At 61.2% G+C, this 23,901-nt stretch carries 23 protein-coding genes; 7 read left to right on the top strand and 16 right to left on the bottom strand.

From position 1 onward, the window contains the following. Positions 1–4 precede the first annotated feature (4 nt). Both putA and putP read left to right on the top strand, forming a co-directional pair. Positions 5–3,196, top strand: coding sequence for a bifunctional proline dehydrogenase/L-glutamate gamma-semialdehyde dehydrogenase PutA (putA, locus tag BLR92_RS15575; protein ID WP_089730202.1), 3,192 nt, complete (start codon positions 5–7; stop codon positions 3,194–3,196). Positions 3,197–3,370: 174 nt separating this feature from the next. Continuing rightward, complete coding sequence (putP, locus tag BLR92_RS15570; RefSeq protein ID WP_089730201.1) at positions 3,371–4,861, top strand: sodium/proline symporter PutP; 1,491 nt, start codon at positions 3,371–3,373, stop codon at positions 4,859–4,861. 87 nt (positions 4,862–4,948) lie between these two features. Here the strand turns inward: putP and BLR92_RS15565 are convergent, their stop codons facing one another. Continuing rightward, positions 4,949–5,245 carry a hypothetical protein gene (locus tag BLR92_RS15565; protein WP_089730200.1) on the bottom strand — a complete coding sequence of 99 codons (297 nt, stop codon included), beginning with the start codon at positions 5,243–5,245 and terminating at the stop codon, positions 4,949–4,951. A gap of 268 nt (positions 5,246–5,513) precedes the next feature. Here BLR92_RS15565 and BLR92_RS15560 point away from each other — a divergent pair, with 268 nt between their 5' ends. Then, a complete protein-coding gene (locus BLR92_RS15560; RefSeq protein ID WP_089730199.1) occupies positions 5,514–6,095 on the top strand; it encodes an OmpW/AlkL family protein in 582 nt (193 codons plus the stop codon). A 76-nt stretch (positions 6,096–6,171) separates the two neighbouring features. Here the strand turns inward: BLR92_RS15560 and BLR92_RS15555 are convergent, their stop codons facing one another. Genes BLR92_RS15555 through BLR92_RS15540 form a run of 4 tightly spaced genes read right to left on the bottom strand, consistent with a single transcriptional unit; the run spans position 6,172 to position 8,709 of the window. Then, positions 6,172–6,498, bottom strand: a complete 327-nt coding sequence (locus BLR92_RS15555; RefSeq protein WP_089730198.1) for a YqcC family protein — start codon at positions 6,496–6,498, stop codon at positions 6,172–6,174. Then, positions 6,495–7,250: an amino acid ABC transporter ATP-binding protein gene (locus BLR92_RS15550; protein WP_089730197.1), complete on the bottom strand. Its 756-nt coding sequence runs from the start codon at positions 7,248–7,250 to the stop codon at positions 6,495–6,497. The genes BLR92_RS15555 and BLR92_RS15550 overlap by 4 nt, the downstream gene beginning before the upstream one ends. Continuing rightward, positions 7,247–7,921: an amino acid ABC transporter permease gene (locus BLR92_RS15545; RefSeq protein WP_089730196.1), complete on the bottom strand. Its 675-nt coding sequence runs from the start codon at positions 7,919–7,921 to the stop codon at positions 7,247–7,249. Before BLR92_RS15545 ends, BLR92_RS15550 begins: the two co-directional genes overlap by 4 nt. 20 nt (positions 7,922–7,941) lie before the next feature. Next, a complete protein-coding gene (locus BLR92_RS15540; RefSeq protein WP_089730195.1) occupies positions 7,942–8,709 on the bottom strand; it encodes an amino acid ABC transporter substrate-binding protein in 768 nt (255 codons plus the stop codon). Between the two features lie 308 nt (positions 8,710–9,017). On the opposite strand from BLR92_RS15540, the gene BLR92_RS15535 reads away from it, so the two are divergent. The 4 genes from BLR92_RS15535 to BLR92_RS15520 all read left to right on the top strand — a co-directional run bounded on the left by BLR92_RS15535 (position 9,018) and on the right by BLR92_RS15520 (position 12,062). Next, positions 9,018–10,070 (top strand): DUF3549 family protein, encoded by a 1,053-nt coding sequence (locus BLR92_RS15535; RefSeq protein ID WP_089730194.1) that lies wholly within the window; start codon positions 9,018–9,020, stop codon positions 10,068–10,070. A 24-nt stretch (positions 10,071–10,094) separates the two neighbouring features. Further along, on the top strand, positions 10,095–10,532 hold the full coding sequence (locus BLR92_RS15530; protein ID WP_089730193.1) for an ATP-dependent zinc protease family protein: 438 nt from the start codon (positions 10,095–10,097) through the stop codon (positions 10,530–10,532). A gap of 44 nt (positions 10,533–10,576) precedes the next feature. Further along, on the top strand, positions 10,577–11,485 hold the full coding sequence (gene rimK, locus BLR92_RS15525) for a 30S ribosomal protein S6--L-glutamate ligase (protein ID WP_089730192.1): 909 nt from the start codon (positions 10,577–10,579) through the stop codon (positions 11,483–11,485). A 130-nt stretch (positions 11,486–11,615) separates the two neighbouring features. Further along, positions 11,616–12,062: a hypothetical protein gene (locus tag BLR92_RS15520; protein WP_089730191.1), complete on the top strand. Its 447-nt coding sequence runs from the start codon at positions 11,616–11,618 to the stop codon at positions 12,060–12,062. 8 nt (positions 12,063–12,070) lie between these two features. Here the strand turns inward: BLR92_RS15520 and BLR92_RS15515 are convergent, their stop codons facing one another. The 11 genes from BLR92_RS15515 to hflK form a co-directional block, all read right to left on the bottom strand. Beyond that, on the bottom strand, positions 12,071–12,739 hold the full coding sequence (locus BLR92_RS15515; protein ID WP_089730190.1) for a SanA/YdcF family protein: 669 nt from the start codon (positions 12,737–12,739) through the stop codon (positions 12,071–12,073). 93 nt (positions 12,740–12,832) lie between these two features. Next, positions 12,833–13,411: a putative Fe-S cluster assembly protein SufT gene (gene sufT, locus BLR92_RS15510; protein ID WP_089730189.1), complete on the bottom strand. Its 579-nt coding sequence runs from the start codon at positions 13,409–13,411 to the stop codon at positions 12,833–12,835. Between the two features lie 35 nt (positions 13,412–13,446). Beyond that, complete coding sequence (locus BLR92_RS15505) at positions 13,447–14,688, bottom strand: aminotransferase class V-fold PLP-dependent enzyme (protein ID WP_089730188.1); 1,242 nt, start codon at positions 14,686–14,688, stop codon at positions 13,447–13,449. Between the two features lie 4 nt (positions 14,689–14,692). Then, on the bottom strand, positions 14,693–16,063 hold the full coding sequence (gene sufD, locus BLR92_RS15500; RefSeq protein ID WP_089730187.1) for a Fe-S cluster assembly protein SufD: 1,371 nt from the start codon (positions 16,061–16,063) through the stop codon (positions 14,693–14,695). Next, positions 16,060–16,812: a Fe-S cluster assembly ATPase SufC gene (gene sufC / locus BLR92_RS15495; RefSeq protein WP_089730186.1), complete on the bottom strand. Its 753-nt coding sequence runs from the start codon at positions 16,810–16,812 to the stop codon at positions 16,060–16,062. Before sufC ends, sufD begins: the two co-directional genes overlap by 4 nt. Positions 16,813–16,879: 67 nt before the next feature. Continuing rightward, positions 16,880–18,322 carry a Fe-S cluster assembly protein SufB gene (sufB, locus tag BLR92_RS15490; RefSeq protein WP_089730185.1) on the bottom strand — a complete coding sequence of 481 codons (1,443 nt, stop codon included), beginning with the start codon at positions 18,320–18,322 and terminating at the stop codon, positions 16,880–16,882. A 57-nt stretch (positions 18,323–18,379) separates the two neighbouring features. Next, positions 18,380–18,847 (bottom strand): SUF system Fe-S cluster assembly regulator, encoded by a 468-nt coding sequence (locus BLR92_RS15485; RefSeq protein ID WP_089730184.1) that lies wholly within the window; start codon positions 18,845–18,847, stop codon positions 18,380–18,382. A 220-nt stretch (positions 18,848–19,067) separates the two neighbouring features. Continuing rightward, positions 19,068–20,363 (bottom strand): adenylosuccinate synthase, encoded by a 1,296-nt coding sequence (locus tag BLR92_RS15480; protein WP_089730183.1) that lies wholly within the window; start codon positions 20,361–20,363, stop codon positions 19,068–19,070. Between the two features lie 76 nt (positions 20,364–20,439). Then, positions 20,440–21,630: an ATP phosphoribosyltransferase regulatory subunit gene (locus BLR92_RS15475; protein ID WP_089730182.1), complete on the bottom strand. Its 1,191-nt coding sequence runs from the start codon at positions 21,628–21,630 to the stop codon at positions 20,440–20,442. A gap of 116 nt (positions 21,631–21,746) precedes the next feature. Then, positions 21,747–22,658, bottom strand: coding sequence for a protease modulator HflC (gene hflC / locus BLR92_RS15470; protein WP_089730181.1), 912 nt, complete (start codon positions 22,656–22,658; stop codon positions 21,747–21,749). Beyond that, positions 22,658–23,890 (bottom strand): FtsH protease activity modulator HflK, encoded by a 1,233-nt coding sequence (hflK, locus tag BLR92_RS15465; RefSeq protein WP_089730180.1) that lies wholly within the window; start codon positions 23,888–23,890, stop codon positions 22,658–22,660. Before hflK ends, hflC begins: the two co-directional genes overlap by 1 nt. Positions 23,891–23,901: the final 11 nt, after the last annotated feature.

Raw genomic sequence — 23,901 nt, 5'->3', positions numbered from 1 at the left:
TCATATGCTTAACGCCAAGACCATGCTGGATACCGCCATCTGGCAACAGGATCCGGATACCCTGCTCAAACGCGTGAGTGAACATTACATCGTCGACGAGGACAGCTTCGTCGGTGAGTTCGTCGACTTCCTGCAAGCCGGCGAAGAGGATTTCAAGCGTGTCGCGGCAAAAACGGCCGAGTTGGTTCGCGAAGTCCGCGATATGGACACCGCCGTGGATTCCATCGATGAGTTGCTTCAGCAGTACAGCCTCGATACCCACGAGGGGCTGATGCTGATGTGCTTGGCGGAAGCCATGCTGCGCATTCCCGACAAGGCGACTGCCGATGCTTTGATCGAGGACAAGCTGGGCCCGGCCGATTGGAAGTCGCATCTGGGCCAGAGCGAGTCGTGGTTCGTCAATGCCTCGACCTGGGGCCTGCTGATGACCGGTCGCGTCGTCCAGATGGACAAGCCTCAGGATGGCAAGCCAGCCAGCTTCATCAACAAGTTGACGAATCGCATGGGTGAGCCGGTGATCCGCAGCGCCATGTACCAGGCGATGAAGATCATGGGCAAGCAGTTCGTTCTCGGGCGCACCGTGGACGAGGCCCTGAAGCGCTCCAAGCCGCTGTTCGACAAGGGCTATACCTACTCCTACGACATGCTCGGCGAGGCCGCACGCACACGTGACGATGCGGGTCGCTACTTCGACGACTACGCGCATGCCATCGAGCGGGTCGGTGCAACCAGCAAGGCGCTCGACGACAAGACGCCGGCCCCCTCGATCTCGATCAAGCTGTCGGCATTGCATCCGCGCTATGAGTTCGGTCGCCGCAGCCAGGTTCTCATCGAACTGGTCGACAGCGTCAAGCAACTCACCGCCCTGGCCCGCGAGCGCAATGTGGCGATCACCATCGACGCCGAGGAAGTCGACCGTCTCGAACTGTCGCTGGAAGTCTTCCGCGCCGTCTACGAAAGCGATGTCTGCCGGGGCTGGGGGCATTTCGGGCTGGTCGTGCAGGCCTATTCCATGCGCGCCCTGCCGGCATTGCATTACATCACCCGCCTGGCGGACATCCAGGGCGACGAGATTCCCGTGCGCCTGGTGAAAGGCGCCTACTGGGATACCGAGATCAAGGAATCCCAACAGCTCGGCGTCGACGGCTACCCGGTGTTCACCCGCAAGGCCAATACCGATGTCGCCTATCTGGTCTGCGCCTACTTCCTGCTCTCGGAAAACACCCGCAGCCGGATATTCCCGCAGTTTGCCACTCACAATGCCCATACCATCAGCGCGATTCTCGAGATAGCCAACGACGTCAACCGCCCCTTTGAGTTCCAGCGCCTGCATGGCATGGGCGAGGCGCTCTACGACGCCGCGCTGAAACGTGCGCCGCAAGGCACCTACTGCCGCATCTATGCCCCGGTGGGAGCCCACAAGGATCTGCTGCCCTATCTGGTGCGTCGCCTGCTCGAGAACGGCGCCAACTCCTCGTTCGTTCACCAACTCGTCGATCCCAAGGTACCGGTGGAGTCGCTGTGCGTGCATCCGGTAGAGACATTACGGCAGTACAAAAGCTATACCAATGCGGGAATACCCTTGCCCAAGGACATCTACGGCTCGACCCGCAGGAACTCGCAGGGAGTCAATTTGAACATCGACAGTCAGTACCAACCGCTCATCGATGCCATGGCGCAGTTCATGGATAAAGAGCATCACGTGGGGCCGCTTCTGGCCTTCGAGGTAAGCGACGAACCGGCGAATCGCCACGAGGTGCGCAACCCCTACGACACGAGGCAATTGGTGGGTAGCGTACAGTGGACCACCCGCGAGCAAGCCGAAAAAGCCGTCGATGCCGCCTGGGCCGCCTTTCCGCGCTGGGAAGCCACGCCGGTCGAAGAACGCGCCCTGATACTCGAGCGTTTCGCCGAGTTGATGGAAAGCCACATGGCCGAACTGATGACGCTATGTTCGCGCGAGGGTGGCAAGCTGCTTACCGATGGCGTCGACGAGATCCGCGAAGCCGTGGATTTCTGCCGTTACTACGCCAATCGTGCCCGCGAGCTGTTCGGCGAGGCCACCACGCTGCCCGGCCCCACCGGCGAGTCCAATCAGTTGATGATGGGCGGCAAGGGCGTGTTCGCGACCATCAGTCCGTGGAACTTCCCGGTGGCGATCTTCTGCGGCCAGATGGTCGCCGCCGCGGTATCCGGCAACAGCGTGCTGGCCAAACCCGCCGAGCAGACCTCGCTGGTCGCTCACCGCGTCGTCGAGCTGCTGTACGAAGCCGGCATGCCCCGCGATGTGGTCCAGTTGCTGCCCGGCGACGGTCCCACCGTGGGTAGCGTGCTCTCCAGCGACCCGCGCATCACCGGCGTGGCCTTCACCGGCTCCACCGATACTGCGCAGGTCATCAACCGCGCACTCGCCGCGCGCGAAGGCGCCGCACTGCCGGCCCTGATCGCCGAGACCGGCGGCCTCAACGCGATGATCGTCGACTCCACCGCCCTGCCGGAGCAGGTCGTCGCCGATGTCATCAGTTCATCGTTCCAGAGCGCCGGCCAGCGTTGTTCGGCATTGCGCGTGCTGTTCCTGCAGGATGACGTCGCCGATCGTGTGATCGAGATTCTCAAGGGCGCGATGGCCGAACTCAGCGTCGGCGACCCGCGCGACCTGGGCACCGATGTCGGCCCGGTCATCGACGATGAAGCCCGCCAGAACCTGCAGGCGCATATCGACAAACTCAAGGGCGAAGGCCGCCTGATCGGCGAGACGGTGCTCGACCCGGCGCAGACCGCGCATGGCACCTTCATCGCGCCCACGGCATTCGAGATCGACGGCATCGATGCCCTACAAAGCGAACAGTTCGGGCCGATACTCCACATCGTGCGCTTCAAGGCCGCCGAGATCGACCGCATCATCGACACGATCAATGCCAAGCAATATGGCCTGACATTCGGCGTGCATAGCCGTAACGAGTCGTTTGCCGACGCCATCGCGCGCAAGATTCGCATGGGTAACGTCTATGTAAACCGCAATATCATCGGTGCCGTGGTCGGAGTGCAACCCTTCGGCGGCCAAGGGCTTTCAGGCACCGGGCCCAAGGCCGGTGGACCGCATTATCTGTTACGCTTTGCTACCGAGAAGACGCTTACGATCAATACCGCCGCCCTCGGCGGCAACGCGTCACTGCTTGCGCTGGGAGACGAGTGATCTCCACTCGTCATTAACGACAATAAACTGAAGGAAGTTCCTCATGGTTAAAAATAACGCCACCCTAGGCCTCACGGTCGCACTCTCCCTGATCGTGTGCTCGCCATAGGCGTTCTAGCCGGTACCAACAACCTGCCGGAGCTGCGTCCGGCCTAATAAACTGGAGACGTTTTTATGGCTATTGGTGTTTGGATCAGTCTTATTGCTTACTTTGCGCTCATGATCGCCATCGGCCTTTATGCTATGCGCACATCGACGTCCACGTCTGAAGATTACATGCTGGGTGGCCGAGCCCTCAGCCCACAAGTGGCGGCCCTGTCGGCCGGCGCTTCGGACATGAGCGGCTGGTTGCTGCTGGGTTTGCCCGGGGCCATGTTTGTATCTGGTTTGGGTTCGGCCTGGATCGGTATCGGCCTTCTCGTGGGTGCGCTTTTCAACTGGATTCTGGTCGCTCCACGCCTTCGCGAACAGACGGTTCACTATGGTAATGCGATAACCATTCCAGCATTCCTGGCAAACCGGTTCCCGACTCAGGCAATGTCGCTGAGAACGGTATCCGCTATCGTCATCGTTGTCTTCTTCGCGGTTTACACGGCATCAGGCCTAGTTGCAGGCGGTAAGTTGTTCGAAAGCGCGTTTGCCGGAGTCATCAACATTGGCGGCCTGAGCGACTACGCGGCGGGCATCATCATCACACTAGGCGTGGTACTTGCCTATACAGTCGTCGGCGGCTTCCTGGCCGTGAGCATGACGGACTTCGTGCAAGGCTGCATCATGATGCTGGCACTGGTGATCATGCCGGCGGTTGTGATCTTTGGCGAAGGTGGCGGCGGTTTCGCTCAGGCTTCACAGACCCTGAATGAAGTCGATCCCACGCTACTATCGTGGACGGAGGGGCTGACCTTTATCGGCTGGTTGTCTGCGGTGACCTGGGGGCTGGGTTATTTCGGGCAGCCGCACATCATCGTGCGCTTCATGGCCATCCGGTCTCTCAAGGATGTTCCTGTTGCCCGTAACATCGGCATGAGCTGGATGCTCATCTCCCTGATCGGTGCGGTCTCTCTGGGTTTGTTCGGCCGGGCCTATGCGATCCGTAATGGTCTGGATGTCCAGGATCCGGAAACGATCTTTATCATCCTGGCGAATCTGCTGTTCCACCCGCTGATCACCGGTTTCCTCTATGCTGCACTGCTTGCTGCGATCATGAGCACCATTTCCAGCCAGCTTCTGGTGGCGTCTTCATCACTGACCGAGGACTTCTACCGCCTGTTCCTGCGTAAAGAGGCTACGGAAAAGGAGAGAGTCGGCGTAGGCCGGATTAGTGTCGTACTGGTTGGTTTGGTTGCGGCCGTCATTGCATCTGATCCGAACTCTCAGGTTCTGGGACTGGTCAGTAACGCCTGGGCAGGCTTTGGTGCGGCGTTCGGACCGCTAATCATCCTGTCGCTGATGTGGTCGCGCACCAACGGCGCCGGTGCCATCGCGGGTATGGTTGTGGGTGCCGCCACCGTCATGATCTGGATTTTACTGGGCTGGAACGCAGAGTTCATGGGCGGGCCCGGTGTGTACGAGATCATTCCTGGTTTCATCGCCTCCTTCATTGCCATCCTGGTAGTGAGCAGTGTTACTGCCGATGCGGGTGAATATCAGCAAATCGCTCGCTAAAAGAGTGCGCATTAGGCATTCAAGGTAGTCAAAGGGCTCCTGCGGGAGCCCTTTATACTGCCTGCGAATATACGGCCTGATGTATTTCTAGCCTAGCCAACTGCGCACCAGCATCAAAATAAACAGCAGCATCAGCAATAACCAGCACAACGGTGCTCCCAGTAGCACGCGTGACCATCCCGTGCGCAGCCCTGCCAGCCCCATGCCGTGATAGAAGCCCGCCCCTAGCGCCCACACGCCGAGCGCCCACACCGGTAACCGCCAACCGAGCGCCAGCCCACCGATTGCCTCGGGCCTGACCAATAACCATATCGCCAATAGCACCGACGCCCCCAGCGATACCAGTTGCGCGCCCTGTCCATACCAGCGTTGCGTCTCCATCATCGTTCGGACTCCTATCGCGGTCGTCCTTCCAGTAAAGCTTGCCCAGCCACAAAGCGCTAAACCTCATCGCCCGCCTGGCGCCACGTTCATTAGCGATAGTGAAAGACAGTCATTACCCATTGGTCTAATAACAAAATTTAACGAGACATTGCGAACAGCGTTTCCTATACTGCCAATCACAGTAAAAAAACACTGTTTCCTTTAAAGTGTTGGCAACTGGCAATACCGTCACACCGGATGTTCCGGATTCGTTTCAAGGAGAACTCTCATGACCAAGATCAAACTGCTTTCCGCCGCCATCATCGCCGGTAGCACCTTCGCCGCATCTCAGGCTGCCTTGGCCTATGAGGCAGGTGACGTGCTGGTTCGTGGCGGTATCGCCAAGGTCAATCCCGAGGGCGATGCCGAGGGCATGCTCAGTAACGAGAACGGCTTCGTCGGCAGCCTGGGGTTCATGGTTCACGACAAGCTGGCCATTAGCCTGGGCGCTGGCGAAGAATTCGAGCATGAATTCGACCAGGATGCCTACAGTGGTAAGTTCGAGCAACAGCCGTTCGACCTGATGGTGCAGTACTATCCGTTGGGCGGTCTCGACTCACGCATTCAGCCTTACGCCGGAGTGGGTGCCAACTACACGCGCTTCTCGAGTGAAAGCGACGGCCTGAGCATCGACAACACCTGGGCTCCCAAGGGTGAGTTGGGCGTCGACCTGATGGTTACCGAAAACCTGGCGCTCAACGGCTTTGCCTCCTATACCAACCTCGATGCCGACTATAGCCTCAACGGCGTCAGCAACGAGGCCGATATCGACCCGATCATCGTTGGCGGCGGCGTGACGTTCAGCTTCTAAACGACTTTGCTGTTCCTTTTGCTAGTTAGCAACGCCGGGTACGTACCCGGCGTTTTTTTTATGCAGGAATATCCGCCTATCCTTGGGTAACGATGCGATCCACATCGGCAATCGCTTCGACCACCAGCAGGCGCGTGCTCGGCTTGGCGTGTTGCAGGTAAGCTTCGGCGGCTGGCGCCACCTGACAAGTCGCAGGCAGTGGCCGCTGCCCTTCTACCAGTGCCCGCAAGCGGGCGATAAACACGTAGCGCAGCCATTGCGGCAGCGTCATGGTATCCACGCAGAAAGGCTCCTGGCTATCGAAAGCCTCGGCATCGGGATAGGGCGTGTTCCATAAGTCGACGCTGCGCAACGTCGCTTCGAGGCGGGTCAGCGCCTGATCGAGTTCGTCGTGCACGATCATGGTTGAACCTCTACCTGGTTAGCCAATATCTTGCGCAGGAAACTGCGCGTGCGTTCGTCCTTGGGTTTGGAGAACAACTCCTCCGGCGGGCCCTGCTCGACGATCCGGCCTCCATCCATGAACAGCACCCGATCGGCGACATCGCGAGCGAAACCCATCTCGTGAGTGACCACCAGCATGGTCTGGCGTTCGTACGCCAACTGCTTCATCAAGCCCAGCACCTCTTCGACCCACTCGGGATCCAGCGATGAGGTCGGCTCGTCGAACAGAATCACCTCGGCCTGGGCGGCCATCGCCCGCCCGATACCCACGCGTTGCTGCTGACCGCCGGACATCGACGCCGGGTAGGCATCGGCCTTGTCGGCCAGACCGATACGCTCGAGGATCTCGCGCGCCCTGGCGTGCGCCTTGGGCTTGCTCCAGCGGTTTACCACGATCAGGCCCTCGGCGATATTCTCCAGCGCCGTCTTGTTGGCGAACAGCGCGTAGTTCTGGAACACGAACGCCGTGCGGCGACGCAGTTCGAGAATCTCCTTCTTGCGAGCTCGCGTGGTATCGACGCTCAGATCGCCGACCTGAATGCGCCCCGCGTTGGGCCGCTCGAGAAAATTAACGCAACGCAGCAGTGTCGACTTGCCCGTCCCCGAAGGGCCGATGACCACAATGATCTCACCCCTCTCGATATTCAGATCGATAGCGTCGAGCACGGTGGCATCGCCGAAACGCTTGGTCAGTCCTTGAATAGCGATCATCGTTGATAGGCCTCGTTGAAGCGCGCTTCCAGACGCCGCTGTACCCACGACAACAGCTCGACGATGCCCCAATACATGATCGCCACGGTGATGAAGGCCTCGAAGTAGAGGAAGCTACCCGCCGCTTCCTTCTGCGTCGCGCCCATCAATTCGGTGACGCCGAGGGTGAAGGCCAGCGAGGTCGCCTTGATGATGTCGATGAAGTAATTCATCAGGGTCGGCACGGCCACGCGAGTCGCCTGCGGCAGAACGATACGCCGCATCAACTGGGCATTGGTCATGCCGACCGATAGCGCGGCTTCGGTCTGGCTGCGGTCGACCCCGACGATGGCGGCCCGGATCGACTCGGCCATGTAGGCCGAGAAGTGCAGCGTCAGCCCCATGATGGTCGCGGTGATGCCATTGATCTGGGTCAGCACGCTGAATATTTGTGGCAGGCCGTAATAGAACAGGAATAGCTGAACCAACAGCGGCGTACCGCGAAAAAAGGAGATGAACAGCAGCGTGAAAGCATTGAGTCCGGGAATCTCGAGGACTCGCACCACCGCCAACAGGCAGGCCAGCACCAGCGCCAGCAGCATGCCGGCGACGGCCATCTCCAGAGTCAGGGGCAGGTAGCCGAGTAGAACCGGCACCAGCCCCAGCATGTAGTCGATATCGAGCACGTTCATTCAGCTCTCCACGGACGCGCTCAGGGTTGGGTAATGTCGCTGCCGAACCACTCTTCGGAGATCGCGGCCAGGGTACCGTCTTCCTTGAGCTCGGTCAGCGCCGCATCGACACGGTCCCGCATCGCGCGACCTTCTTCGGTATCGCGGAACGGCAAGGCGTTATGGATTTCGGAGAACGGCTTGCCGGCCAATTCCAGCGGTAGCGGCTTCTCCTTGATCACCTGGCTGGCGCTGACGCGGTCCATGACGAAGGCGTCGACACGGCCCAGCGCGGTATCCTGCTCGAGGTTCGACTCATAGGTACGAATCTCTATCTCATCGGCATACGGCAGTTCGCGCAGCAGGTTCTCGAAGTTGGAGCCCAGGTTGACCGCTACCGTCTTGCCACGCAGGTCCTCGACCCCTTCGATCTCGTCGTTGCCTTCGCGCGTCACCACCTGGGCGCCGTCATAGACGTACGGCTGAGTAAAGGCGTAGGCCTCGCGACGCTCTTCGGTCAGTGTGATCTGGTTGGCGATGGTATCGATGCGGCCGGATTCGAGCATGCCGAACAGCCCCGAGAAGTTGGCGGTGACGAATTTCACGTCGACGCCGATACGCTCGGCGACGGCCTTCATCACATCGACTTCAAAGCCTTGCAACTGGTCCTGCTCGACGAAGGTGAAGGGGAAATAGCGCCCCGACATGCCAACCTTGAGGATATCGTCATTATCCTGGGTCTGTGCATAAGCTTGGCTTCCCAGCCCCAGCACGGCGGCAAACAGTGCAAGCGAAAGAGTGCGTAGCATGACAATGCTCCGTTGATTGATTGAAAAGGAATAATCGAAAAGTCATTTATTCCGTTTGGTTACATAGCTTAGAGAATCAAGCCTATTTTGGCTAATAGCACCTGGCTATTTCCAGCATAACGATAAACGCTGTGAGCGATTCACAGAATTCTTGAAGGAGACTGTGGATAAGCTTGGGAAAAATCACGCTTGCCCACAGGCCATGGTCGCTTGGGTCAGGCGATCATTTTTTAACCAGCGCCTGGACCGCAAGCATGGAAAGAACACCACCGACACGCTACAGTGCGCGGCCTGAACGTGAGGATGTCATGCAACCGATTCTCTCCCTTGGCGATTTTTTCGCGCGCAGCGGCGCGCACACGCGCTTCTATACCCTGGGCAGGCAGGTAACGCCCTGCACTGCCGCGACACTGGCGGACTTCGAGGCCGGCGAGATCGCCTGGCCCCGCCCGTGGCTGGGCCGCGCCCAACTGGCCTGCGTCTTCCAGCTCGGCGACACCGATGGCGATCCGTTGATCTGGTTCCTGTCACTGCCGCTGGATGAACAAGGCCATCTCGACCCCGCCCCGCGCGACGCCTTTCTCCGGCGCCTGTTGGAAACGCTCGGGCGTAGCACGCATGAGGCTGGCGATACTGCCGGCAGCGCTGGCATCGACAACCTTATGAAGGACAACCCACTCGCCTTCACGCCAGACATGACCCAGCGGGCCGTACTGCATGCGCGTGCCAATGCTGACCTGGAACGCGGCGCCAGCGAACACCTGGAATTCGCCGAGGGTTATCTCACTGGGCAACTCAGCGATTCGACGACGTCGGGCCAATGGCAGGCACTGGGGCTACAGGGGCTTGCCGATTTCGCGATACGCCACGACACTAAGCAGGCCGGGCGGCTGGCCACGCAACTACCGGCGCTCCCGGTGGAAGTCGTACGAGCGTTATGTCACTGTCTGGAGCATGTCGAGCCAGCGCCAGCGCTCTGCCAGGCACTGACCGAGCGCGGCGAGCAGGCCGTATTGCGCGGTGACAGCGAAACGTTGTGCGCCTGCGTGCGGGCCGTCGGCCAGGGCGCACGCGATATTGTCGGCCCCTGGTACGACACGCTGCTCGTCGATGCGCCGGCCCATGGCCCGGACCTGCTGGCCGCCATTGCCGCGCGCGGCTGGGCCCAGCTCGAAGACGCAGAACGCCTGCCGCGCTTTCTCGACGCGCTGGCCAACGATGAACGTACCGATTTTGCCATCGTGGTACGCGATCTGGCGCTGATCCCGCGCCTGCGTCTACCACTGCTGATGAGCCTGCGCCAAGCCGCGCCGGATGGCGCCGTGGGCCGGTGTCTGGCCGATCTGGCCAAGCCGAATTGAATCGCTGAGCCGAGTGTTCGAATCATGAAAGCACTGCCCTATCATGCCAAGGCGGTCATCGGCCGTCGCGAGATGGTCACCCTGCCGGAACTCGGCCTGACGCTGTGCTGCAAAGCCGACTCTGGCGCGCGTACCTCGGCGCTGCACGCCGAGGATATCGAGTCCTTCGAGGAAGATGGCCACATGTGGGTCAGCTTCGTGACGCGTGGCGGTGGTCCCGACAGTCCCGTGCATCCCGTCAGGATGCATTTGCACGACCGTCGCAAGGTCACCAGCTCCAACGGCCAGGCGCAGTGGCGCTATGTCATCCGCACGCGCATGCGGCTCGGCGAGCTGGATTACCCGGTCGAATTGACGCTCACCGACCGACGCGACATGCGCCACCCGATGCTGCTCGGGCGCCGCGCCATGCGCCGGCTGCTGGTGGCGCCCGGTGCCGCCTTCCTGCATGGCGAGCCCTGACCCTGACACCCACGCTTCCCATTTCGCCTGGCCGGAGAACAACCATGCACATCGCCCTGCTGTCGCGTAATCGCAACCTGTACTCCACTCGCCGCCTGATCGAGGCCGGAGAAAGCCGTGGCCATAGCGTGCGCGTGGTCGACACCCTGCGCTGTTATATGAACATCGCTTCCCATCGTCCGTCGATCCACTACAAAGGCGCCGAGCTCGAACCCTTCGATGCGGTGATCCCGCGTATCGGCGCCTCGGTGACCTTCTACGGCTGCGCGGTGCTGCGTCAGTTCGAGATGATGAGTACCTATGTGCTCAACGACAACGTTTCCATCACCCGCTCACGCGACAAGTTGCGCTCGCTGCAACTGCTCTCGCGCAAGGGGCTCGGCTTGCCGATCACCGGCTTCGCCCACTCACCCGACGACATTCCCGATTTGATCACCATGGTCAAGGGCGCGCCGCTGGTGATCAAGCTGCTGGAAGGAACCCAAGGCATCGGCGTGGTGCTGGCGGAAACCAATCAGGCCGCCGAATCAGTGATTCAGGCTTTCATGGGCATGAAAGCCAACATCATGGTTCAGGAATACATCAAGGAGGCCAAGGGCGCCGATATTCGCTGTTTGGTGATTGGCGACAAGGTGGTGGCGTCGATGAAACGCCAGGCCGCCGAAGGCGAATTCCGCTCCAATCTGCACCGTGGCGGCAGCGCCAGCGTGATTCGCATCACTCCCGAGGAACGTTCGACGGCGATTCGCGCAGCCAAGGCCATGGGCTTGCGCGTGGCCGGCGTCGACCTGCTGCGTTCCAATCACGGGCCGGTTATCATGGAAGTCAACTCATCGCCCGGGCTTCAGGGTATCGAGACCGCGACCGGCAAGGACATCGCCGGGCTGATCATCGAACACCTGGAAAAACACGCCTGCCCACCGCGCAAGGCGCCGCCCAAACCCAAGGGATGATTCGCCAGGCGAGGCATTGCCATGACATTGCAAATAACAATAACCGGAAACACACATTTTCTTGTCGCCGGGGGTAGCAAAACACTGTTTCCCCCCGCACAATTCGTGTCACCGGAGGAGGTGACCGCTCATGTTTCTCGATAATCGCCAGGTGGCGATGGATAGCGTGCTGGAAGCGCTGGCTGACAGCCTGGATTATTTTCAGGACAATCTCGAACGCCTGCGTCCCTCGCTGCGCGACGCCCTGAAGCCGCATTACGATGAACGCAGCGAGGCCATGCGCGAACTGCGAACTCTGGCCAAGCGACACCTCAAACTGCTACCTCGCGATGCCGATGTCGAGCGTGACGATTACCTGTGGCTATGGAGTCGCCTGAAGAGCTTTGTCGGCGATGACAGCCAGGTACTGGTCGGTGAATTGCTCGAGCAGGAGCGCGTGGTCATGCAAGCACTATCGACGCTGTATACACATCCCCTCCCCGACCCCATCGAACCGGTAATCGAGCGCTGCTGGAAGGGCTGCCGGGCGTTGATCCGCGAGCTCTATCGGCTACAGAAGCCAAAGTCGCGGCGCTGAGTCGCTGGTTAGTCCGGGGCCGGCAAGGGCACATGCGGGCCGAGGAAATGCGGCTCGCGATCCCACAGGTAGAGATCGCCGAGCATAGCCACTCGCGCCAGCCACTCGCGCATGCGCAACTCCCACACGCCATCCACCGAACGCGACGGTACCGCGCAGCCACGGGCATCGAGCCCTATGGCATTGGCAATGTACAGCGCACGCGGCAGATGCCAATCCTGGGTAATCAATAACACGCGATCGGCGCCAAATACCTTACGCGCCCGGACCAACGTATCGAAAGTGCTGAAACCGGCGTAATCCAGGGTCATGTCCGCGTCGGCCACGTTGACATCGCGCAGGTCGCGCCACATGGTCACGGGTTCGTTGTAGTAACGGGTGCGGTTGTCGCCGGACAACAGCAAGTGCTCGACGCGCCCCATGCGCAACAGGCGGGCCGCGGCACCGAGCCGGGCAACGTAATAGGGATTGCGGCCGCCGCCACGCGACCAGTAGGACGTGCCGAAGACGATACCGACCGGCTCGGCGGCACACAGCATCAGATCCCCTTCGATACGCTCCTCGGTCGCCGCCAGCACCCACAGGTTGGCGGCCAGCACCAGGCCAGCGCACGCCAGCGACAGGGCAATCAGTATCCGGATCAGTTTTTTCAGCGTTGACGCCACGGCCAGCCGCATCTCGACTCCCTTCTCAGCATGCTAATGCGGCCTTGTCGTTCAGCCTCTCGGAGGATTGTCGCACGCCTTGACGACTCGATGCCGTCTAAAGGACTAAAACAGACCCAGTTCCAGGCGCGCCTCCTCGGTCATCATCTCACGACTCCAGGGTGGGTCGAAGACCGTGTCGATATGCACCTGGGAAATCTGCGGCGCACCGAGGATCTTGCGCCGTGCATCCGCGGCGATCACGTCGCCCATGCCGCAGCCCGGCGCGGTCAGCGTCATGCGCACGGTGACGATACGCTCGCCGGAGATCAAGCGCTCGATACGACAGCCGTAGACCAGTCCCAGATCAACGATATTGACTGGAATCTCGGGATCGAAACAGGTGCGTAGTTGGTCCCAGACGAACTGTTCGATCGCCTCCTCGCTGGCGTCCTCGGCCAGCGTCGGTCGTGGCAACGGTTCCAGCCCCAAGGCATCCAGATCGCTGCCTTCGACCAGATACAAACGGCCCTCGTAGGCCACGCTCAGCGTGCTGCCCTTGGCCTGCATCACCGAAACGACGCTGTCTTCGGTCAAGGTGACGCCCTTGCCGAAGGGAATCGAAATCGCCTCGACATCGCGTTGCAGAGGCATTTCCTGGCCCTTGTAGAGGCTATCGAGTTGCTGCGTTTGCTGTTGCTGCATTGGCTCTCCGTTGACTGCGTCGGCCTGCTTGCCAATTAGCGCACCATGCCGACGACGCGCTCCAACGCCTCGACGAAGATATCGATTTCCTCGGGCGTGTTGTAGGCGGCGAACGACGCCCGGCAGGTGGCATCGACACCGAAGTGATGCAACAGCGGCTGGGCACAGTGATTGCCGGTACGAATCGCCACGCCGAGTTGGTCGATCAGCAGGCCGATATCCTGAGCGTGGGCGCCCTCGACGACGAAGGAAATCACCCCCGCCTTGTGCGGCGCCGTACCCAGAACGCGCAGGCCATCGATACGCGCGAGCTGTTCATTGGCATGCGCCAGCAGGCGTTGCTCCCAGGCGCCGATCAACGAAATGCCGATCTCGTCGACCCACTGCAGGGCGCGCCCCATGGCGATGACATCGCCGATGGCCGGTGTACCGGCCTCGAACTTGTGCGGAATGTCGGCGTATGTCGTACCGGCATCGAAGGATACCGTGCGAATCATCTCGCCCCCGCCCTGCCAGGGTGGCATGGCCTCGAGCAGTGCCGCCTTGCCGTAAAGCACGCCGACACCGGTAGGGCCGTAAGCCTTGTGACCGGAGAACGCATAGAAGTCGGCATCGATGCCGCGCACATCGACCGCTTCGTGCGGCACGGCCTGGGCGCCGTCGATCAGAATCAGCGCACCGTGGTCGTGAGCGATGGTCGCCATCTCACGCACCGGGTTGATGGTGCCGAAGGCGTTCGAGATGTGATTGACTGCCACCAACCGAGTGCGCTCGTTGAACGACGCCTGATAGGCGGCCATATCCAGCGCGCCATGCTCGTCGACGGGGATCACCCTGATATGCAGGTCCAGCTGATTGGCCAGCAACTGCCAGGGCACGATATTGGAATGGTGCTCGAGTTGCGATATCAGCACCTCGTCGCCAGGCGCGAGATTGGCGCGCCCCCAACTCTGGGCGACCAGATTGATCGCCTCGGTGGTACCGCGTGTGAAGACGATCTCGCGGCGCTCGGTGGCATTGATGAAGGCGCGTACGATCTCACGAGTGTCCTCGAAGGCCGCCGTCGCTTCGTCGGCCAGGGTATGCAGGCCACGATGGATATTGGCGTTGTAGTGCCGGTAATAATGATCCAGCGTCTCTATGACCTGGCGTGGCGTCTGGCTGGTCGCGGCATTATCGAGATACACCAGCGGCTTGCCATGCACTTCACGCTCGAGAACCGGAAAATCGCGGCGCACACGCACCACATCCAGCGTCAGGTCGGTCATTACGGTCATCGGCTCACTCCCCTTGTTGGGGGCTATCTTCACTCAAGGCCGCCAGTTCGACGAGCCCGGCCAGATTGAAACGCTCCGGCAATTTGCCGGCCACGGTGCGCTCGACGCGCTCGGCCACGGCATCGAGCCCCACCAGTTCCATCACCTCGCCGGCGAAGGCCAGGGTCAGCAGGCCGCGCGCGGTCTGCTCGTCGATGCCGCGGCTGCGCAGCGCGAATACCGCCTCTTCGTCGAGTTGGCCGGTGGTCGCGCCGTGCGAGCACTTGACGTCGTCGGCGTAGATTTCCAGCTCCGGCTTGGTATCGATCTCGGCGCGATCGGAGAGCAGCAGATTGGCGTTGTTCTGGTGCGCCTCGATCTTCTGGCTGTCACGCTTGACGATCACCTTGCCATTGAACACGCCGCGCGCGCGGTCGCCGAGGATGCCCTTGTAGTTTTCGTCGGAGAACGTATGCGGCGCGTTGTGATTGACCAGGGTGTGATTGTCGACGTGCTGGCGGCCCTGGGCGAAGAACAGGCCATAGTAGCTAGCCTCGGCGCCCTCGGCGTTGAGATCGGCAATCAGATCGTTGCGCACCAGTGCGCCACCCAGGTTGATATTGAACGAGACGAAGCGACTGTCGCGGCCCTGATCGACATGCAGGCTGGAAACATGCAAGTCGTTCAGCGGCGCTTCCTGCAGCTTGTAGTGCGTCAGGATCGCCCCGCGCTCGAGCAGCGCCTCGCCGACCACGTTGGTAAAATTGGCGGCTTCGCCTTCACCGCTGTAATGCTCGATGATCGTGGCCTGACTGCGTGCCCTGGCCTCAATCAGCACTCGCGGATGGCTCATCACCGGCGCCGCGTTGGCGCGCGACAGGAACTGCACGACGATGGGTTTCTCGACCCGCGTGCCGGCAGCGATGCGGATCACCGCGCCCTCTTCGTTGAACGCGGTATTGAGCGCCGAGAATGGCGAGAATTCGACCCCGGTCAAACGGCCCAGGGTACCGCCCACGGCTTCGTGGTTGGTGGCAAGCGCCTGCGACAATGGCTCGACGCCGACACCCGACGGCAGTGCCGCAAGATCGGATAACTCGGCCGAAAACACACCGTCGACGAAGGTCAGGCGAATCGCATCGAGCGGCAGGGTCAATGTCGCGGCGGTCGCCTTGGAGAAATCGGCGTCGCTTGCCAGCGCGAAATCACCCTCGCTGATACGCCGCACATCGGTGTATTTCCACGCCTCGTCGCGCTTGGTTGGGAAACCCAACGCGGCAAAGCGTGCCGCTCCCGCCTGCCGCCGGGCGGCGATCCAGGTCGGTTCGGAGACAACGTCACGCCGCTCGGCGCTACGTTCCTCGAGACGATCGATGAACGCTTGCACTTCGCTCATGCTGCGGACTCCTCCTGGACCCATTCGTAACCACGGGATTCCAGTTCCAGCGCCAGCGATTTGTCACCACTCTTGACGATGCGACCATCGACGAGCACATGCACGACATCCGGCGTGATGTAATCGAGCAGGCGCTGGTAGTGAGTGACCAACAGGATCGCGCGGTCGGCGGCGCGCAACGAGTTGACGCCATCGGCGACGATCTTCATGGCATCGATATCGAGGCCCGAGTCGATCTCGTCGAGCATCGCCAGCTTGGGCTCGAGCAACAGCATCTGGAGTATCTCGTTACGCTTCTTCTCGCCGCCCGAGAAACCCTCGTTGACCGCGCGCTGCAAGAAGCTCGCGTCCATCTTCATGAACGCCAGCTTCTCCTTGACCAGCTTCATGAACTCGGGCGCGGGAATCTCGCCCTCGCCGCGCGCCGTGCGCTGGGCATTGAGCGCCGCCTTGAGCAGGTAGACGTTCTTGACGCCGGGAATCTCCACCGGGTATTGAAAACCCAGCAACAGCCCGGCCTGGGCGCGCTCCTCGATCTCCATCTCCAGCACGTCGCGGCCCTCGAAGGTGATCGTGCCGGACGTCACTTCATAGCCGTCCTTGCCGGCGATCACCGCCGACAGCGTCGACTTGCCCGCGCCGTTGGGGCCCATGATGGCGTGAATCTCACCGGCGTTGATCGTCAGGCTCAGACCCCTGAGGATTTCCTTGCCTTCCACCGTGACGTACAGATCTTTGACTTCGAGCATGTAACACCTTTTACCTTTGGAAGCCGCCGCCAAGGCGTCTTCGATAAATTAGATCGCTAGTCGAGCGTTAACCCACTGCGCCTTCCAATGTGACGTTAAGGAGCGCCTCCGCTTCCACGGCGAACTCCATCGGCAGCTCCTGAAAGACGTCCTTGCAGAAGCCGTTGACGATCATGCTCACCGCGTCTTCCTCGGAGATACCGCGCTGACGGCAGTAGAACAGCTGATCCTCGCCGATCTTCGAGGTAGTCGCCTCGTGTTCGACGGTGGCGGTGCTGTTGCCGATTTCCTGATAAGGAAAGGTATGCGCGCCGCAGCGGTCGCCGATCAGCAGCGAGTCGCACTGGGTATAATTGCGCGCGCCCCTGGCGCGGGGGCCGAGCTTGACCAGCCCACGGTAGGCCTGATTGCTGTTGCCGGCGGCGATACCCTTGGACACGATGGTCGACTTAGTGCCTTCGCCGATGTGAATCATCTTGGTGCCGGTGTCGGCCTGTTGGCGGCCGTTGGTCACCGCCACCGAATAGAATTCACCGACGCTATGCTTGCCGCGCAGCACGCAGGACGGATATTTCCAGGTGATCGCCGAGCCGGTCTCGACCTGGGTCCAGCTGATTCGCGAGCGATCGCCGCGGCAGTCGCCACGCTTGGTGACGAAGTTATAGATGCCACCCTTGCCGTCTTCATCGCCGGGGTACCAGTTCTGCACCGTGGAATACTTGATGTAGGCGTCTTCCAGCGCCACCAACTCGACCACCGCAGCGTGTAACTGGTTCTCGTCGCGTTGCGGCGCGGTACAGCCTTCGAGATAGGAAACCTGGGCGCGGCTTTCGCAGATGATCAGCGTGCGTTCGAATTGACCGGTGTTGGCGGCGTTGATGCGAAAATACGTCGACAGCTCCATCGGGCAGGTCACGCCCTCGGGCACATAGACGAAGGAGCCATCAGTGAATACCGCCGAGTTGAGCGCGGCGAAGAAATTGTCGCCCTTGGGCACCACGCTGCCCAGGTACTGCTTGATCAGTTCGGGATGCTCGCGGATCGCCTCGGAGATCGAACAGAAGATCACCCCGGCCTCGGCCAGCTTTTCCTTGAAGGTGGTGGTGACGGACACCGAATCGAACACTGCGTCTACCGCGACGCCCGCCAGTGCGGCGCGCTCATGCAGCGGAATGCCCAGCTTCTCGTAGGTCTCGAGCAGCTTGGGATCGACTTCGTCGAGGCTCTTAGGCGCGTCGTCCTTGGACTTGGGCGCGCTGAAATAGGAAATCGCCTGATAGTCGATGGGCGGGTAGTCCAGATGCGCCCAGCTCGGCGTTTTCATCTTGAGCCATTGATGGTAGGCATCCAGGCGCCACTGTAGCATCCACTCGGGCTCGCCCTTCTTCTGCGAGATGAAGGCGATCACGCTCTCATCCAGGCCGGGCGCCACGGTGTCGCTTTCGATGTCGGTCACGAACCCTTGGGTATATTCGCGACGGACGAGTTGTTCCATTTCCTCGGTAGCCATGGTCTCTCCTCTCCCGGGCGATCGCCTCACCCTTTTGAGCAACGGTAGTTACGGCGCTTAACCTTCCGCCGATGCGGCCAGGGTCACGCTCTGTATGGGTAGCTGCACGGGCAGCTTGATGGGGGCGGACTGGGCCAGGTGCGCCAGCGTCACGCCATCGAGCAGCGTGCGCACCGCGAGTGACACGCGCTGCCAGTTATCGGCCACGCCACAGTTACCCACCAGTTCGCAATCGCCGTCGGCGTGGCTGCACTCGGTCATCGCCACCGGGCCCTCGATGGCGGCGATGATATCACTGGCAGTGATCTGCGAAGCCGGGCGTGCCAGCCGATAACCACCCTGGGAGCCACGCAACGACGTGAGCAACCCCGCCCGCACCAGCATCTTGAGAGTCTTGCTGACGGTTGGATGAGGCAGCATCACCGCATCCGCCAATTCAGGGGCAGCGTGGGGATGCTCCGGGTGACGAGCAATCTGCGCCATCACCACGGCGGCGTAGTCGGTCAGCTTCGACAGCTTCAACATTGCCTGGACTCCATGGCCTCTTTCATTGGGGACCATTTTAGTCCTGTATGCGGGCGATGTGAAGGGCATCGCTACGGATGTCGGCGAAAACCAACCTGATAACCGCCATTTCCAAGCCGATAGCAGCGAGAATGACAATTGTTATTATCCGGCCACTATAAAAGCGCGGTTTCTCTCAGCAAAAAAAGCGCCCGTAGGCGCTTTTCGGAGCATGCCGGAATCAATCGTCGAACGGATTGCGCAGCACGATGGTTTCGTTACGATCCGGCCCGGTCGAGATAATATCGATCGGCGTGCCGGTCTGCTCCTCGAGGAAGCTGATATAGGCGCGCGCGTTGGCCGGCAGACTCTCGAGCGCCTTGATGCCCAGGGTCGACTCGCTCCAGCCCGGCAGGTCCTGATAGATCGGCTCGACGGCCTCATAGCCCTCGGAATCGACCGGCGTATCGAGATGCTCGCCGTCCTTGCCGCGATAGCCGACACAGACGCGAATGTTTTCCAGGCCATCGAGCACATCGAGCTTGGTCAGGCAGATTCCGCTGACCGAGTTGATCTGCACCGCGTGACGCAGCGCCACGGCATCGAACCAGCCGCAACGGCGCGGCCGCCCGGTGGTGGCGCCGAACTCGTGGCCGCGCTCGGCCAGATGGCGACCGAATTCATCGAACAGCTCGGTAGGGAATGGCCCGGAACCGACACGCGTGGTGTAGGCCTTGGTGATGCCCAACACGTAATCGAGATACAACGGCCCCACGCCGGAGCCGGTCGCGGTGCCACCAGCGGTGGTGTTGGAACTGGTGACATAAGGGTAGGTGCCGTGATCGATATCCAGCAGCGAGCCCTGTGCACCCTCGAAGAGGATGTTCTCGCCGGCCTTGCGCGCATCGTGAACCAGACCCACAGTGTCGCAGACCATCGGACGCAGCTCCTCGGCCATGCTCATGGCCTCGTCGAGCACCTGCTGAAAGTCCACCGGCGCTTCGCCGTGATAATGCTGGAGCACGAAATTATGATAATCGAGCACCTCGCCGAGCTTGGAGGCGAAGCGCTCGCGGTGCAGCATATCGCCGAGGCGCAGGCCACGGCGCGCGACCTTGTCTTCGTAGGCCGGACCGATACCACGACCGGTGGTACCGATCTTGGCGACACCCCGGGCCTTCTCGCGAGCCTGGTCGAGGCGCACATGGTATGACAGAATCAGCGGGCAGGCCGGTGACAGACGCAGGCGCTGGCGTACCGGCACGCCTTTCACCTCGAGTTCGCGAATCTCCTTGATCAGCGCCTCGGGCGAGAGCACCACGCCGTTACCGATCACACAGGTCTTGTCGTCACGCAGGATGCCCGACGGGATCAGGTGCAGTACGGTCTTTTCGCCATCGATGACCAGCGTGTGACCGGCATTGTGACCGCCCTGAAAGCGCACCACCGCCGACGCCGATTCGGTGAGCAGGTCGACGACCTTGCCTTTGCCTTCGTCACCCCATTGGGTGCCCAGTACCACTACGTTCTTGCCCATTGCTCTCGTCTCTTGATCAAAAAACAGCCAGTCGAAGATACCGTGATGGCATTGGCTTTTTCAGCCCCACCGGGCATCACGCCAGAGGAGAAACCTGCCAGTCGTCGCCCATGCGTACCAGACGGCGGTTGCAGCGATGCTCCGTTGGGCCGGTGTATTGCCCCGGCAGGGCCTGAACAACACGCTCACCGGCGCTGCGCAAACGCGTGATCACTGCATCGAGCGCGGCATCGGCCGGCGCAGCAGCGGCTGGCGCCCATATTCCATCGCAGGCCGGCAATTGCTCGACCAGAGAGGCCAGCAATTTCAGGTCCATGGAGAAACCGGTGGCCGGGCGAGCCCGCCCGAAGGCTTTTCCCGTGTCATCGTAGCGGCCGCCCTTGGCCAATGCCTGGCCATAGCCCGGCACATAGGCGGCGAACATCATGCCCGTGTGATACTGATAACCACGCAGATCGGCCAGATCGACATACAGCGTGACCTGCGCATGCTCGCTGGACATCCCCTGGCAGAGTGCCTGTAGTTGATCGAAAGCCTCGCTTACCGCCGCCGGTGCGTCAGAAAAAATGCGCCGCGCCTCATCCAGCACGTCGACCCCGCCATGCAAATGCACCAGGGCCTTGAGCATGGCAGCCAAGCGGCTATCGGTGACTTGCACTTCGACAAGCGCGCGAACGTCGCTGGGCGACTTGCGCTCGATCGCCTCGAACAGCGCCCGCCGGCTGTCGGCATCCAGATCGGCGGCCTGCACCAGGGCACGATAGATGCCGATATGACCCAGCGCCAGATGGATCTCCTGGGCCCCGGCAGTAGTCAGGCTTGCCAGCGCCAGGCGCAGGATCTCCAGGTCGGCCTCGAGGCCGGCATGACCGAACAACTCGACACCGACCTGCACAGGACTACGCCCGCCCTGGTGCTGATCGGCCTTGGCACGCAGCACATTACTGCAATAGCACAACCGCGCCGGCCCGCGGTGTTTCAGCGAGTGGGCATCCATACGCGCCACCTGCGGCGTGACATCGGCGCTGGCGCCCATCATGCGCCCGGTCAGTTGATCGATGAGCTTGAATGTCTGCAGGTCGAGGTCGGTGCCCGTGCCGGTCAACAACGAATCGAGAAACTCCACCGGTGGCGGCATCACCAGATCGTAGCCCCAGCAGTGGTATAGGTCGAGCAATGCACGGCGCAGCGCTTCCATGCGCGTCGCTTGCGGTGGGAGCACTTCGTCCATGCCATCGGGTAGCAGCCAGCGATCAGCGATGGTCATTAGCCTGTCCTGCCAAAGATGAATGGCCACAAAAAACCGGGCTACGCCCGGTAACGTAATTCTATCACGCTTGGCCTCCGGGTGAACCCCGGAGGCCGCGCCGGACGAGGCAGGCCTTAGCCCTGCTCATCCGTGTTCTGCTGCGAATCCCCACCCTGAGGATCCGCGCTGTCGAGATAGCGGAAGAACTGGCTGTCCGGCTCCAGCACCAGCAGGTCGTCCTTGCCATCGAAGCTCTCGCGGTAGGCTTTCAGGCTGCGGAAGAAGCGAAAGAACTCGGGGTCCTTCTGGTAGGCCCCGGCATAGATCGCAGCAGCCTCGGCATCGCCCTTACCACGCAGCGTTTCCGCCTTGGACTGAGCCTCGGCCAACAACACCTGGCGCTGGCGATCGGCGACGGCACGAATCTTCTCGGCCTGCTCCTGCCCCTGGGCACGATATTCACGCGCTTCGCGATTACGCTCGGTGCGCATCCGCTCGTAAACCGCCTGAGTGACCTCGTCGGGCAGGTCGATGCGTTTGATGCGAATGTCGACAACCGACACCCCTAGCTCATCACGCAGGATCTCATTGAGCTGCTTGGTTGGACCAACCAACAGGGCATCCCGCTGTTCGGCGATGATCTCCTGCAGCTCGAGACGCCCGAACTGGTTGCGCAGCCGCTCGTCCACGCGCGGCCCGATCAGGCGTTCGGCGATTTGCTCGTCACCCGATGTCGCCTGGTAGTAACGCGCCGGATCGACGATCTGCCATTTGGTGAAATAATCGACGATCACCGCCTTCTTCTCGTTTGTCAGGTAACGGCTGGCTTCTGTATTCAGCGTCAATACCCGGCTATCGAAGGTGCGTACTGTATTGGTGATCGGCACCTTGAAATGCAGCCCCGGAGAAACGTCGTCGTTGACGATCTCGCCGAAGCGCAGCTCGATGGCGCGCTCGGTCTCGTCGACGATATACAGACTGCTGCTGCCCACCCAGGCGACCACGGCCAGGCCGGCGACGATGAGCAGGGAACGGTTATTGATCATTAACGACCCTCCCTGCGAATACCGCTATTCTGCTGCTGTTCATTGCGCATGCGCTCGAGCATGTAAGGATCGACCTCGATCTCCTGGCCTGACTGGCTGGACGTCGCGCCCTGGGTCGTCTGTTGACCCTTGCCACCGAGCAGCTTATTGAGCGGCAGCACCATTAGCGGGCTGCTCTCGCTGACATCGATCAGTACCTTGCTGGTGTTGCTCAGCACATCGGACATGGCGTCCAGGTACATACGATCGCGCATGATTTCGGGAGCATTGCGATACTCGGTCAACAGCGAGTTGAAATGATTGGTGTTACCCAAGGCTTCGGCGACCACCGACTCGCGATACCCCTGGGCCTGCTCCAGCAAGCGCTGGGCGTTACCTTGCGCCACGGGAATGATCGCGTTGGCGTAACCGATCGCTTCGTTGATCAAGCGCTGGCGATCCTCACGCGCCTTGATGACGTCATCGAAGGCGTCCTGTACCGCATCCGGAGCCGATGTCGATTCGACGTTGATGGCCTGGACGCGCAAGCCGACACCGTAGTTATCGAGATACGATTGCAAACGCGTGGCAACGCTATTCGCCAGCAACTCGCGCCCCGACGTCAGGATGTCGTTCATCTCGGTACCGCCCACCACGTGACGCAGTGCCGAATCGAGCGCGCTCTCTATGGTCCGTTCCGGGGCACGCACGTTGAGCGCGTAGGCACGCGGATCGGCTACCTGATATTGCGCCGAAATGGCCACCTGGACGATGTTCTCGTCGCGAGTCAGCATCGACTTGGTCTGTGAAATGGAGCGTACCCGGGTCACGTTGACCATCCGCACATCATCGATCAGCGGCGGATTCCAATGCAGCCCCGGGTTAACGATGTCCTGGAACTTGCCGAAACGCAGCACCACGCCGCGCTCGGATTGATCGACAAGATAGAATCCGGAGGCGGCCCAGATCGCCAGGGCAACGATGACCAGCAGGCCCGGCAGCGCCAGGGTGTTGCGCTTGCCACCGCCGCCAGCACCACCGTTACCGCCGCCACGCTTACCGCGGCCACCGCCGAGCATCTTGTTGAGCTTGTCCTGAAATTTCTTCAGCGCCTCATCGAGATCGGGTGGCCCTTGGTTGTTGCCGCCGCCTCCCTTGTTGCCCCCGCCGTTGCCGTCGCCACCGCGTCGGCCACCGCCACTCCAGGGGTCGTGCTGGTTGCCACCACCACCACCAGGCTCATTCCAAGCCATACGTCGTCTCC

It is taken from the genome of Modicisalibacter muralis (assembly GCF_900102945.1).
Taxonomy (GTDB): domain Bacteria; phylum Pseudomonadota; class Gammaproteobacteria; order Pseudomonadales; family Halomonadaceae; genus Modicisalibacter; species Modicisalibacter muralis.
This window is presented reverse-complemented; position numbering and strand designations above follow the sequence as displayed.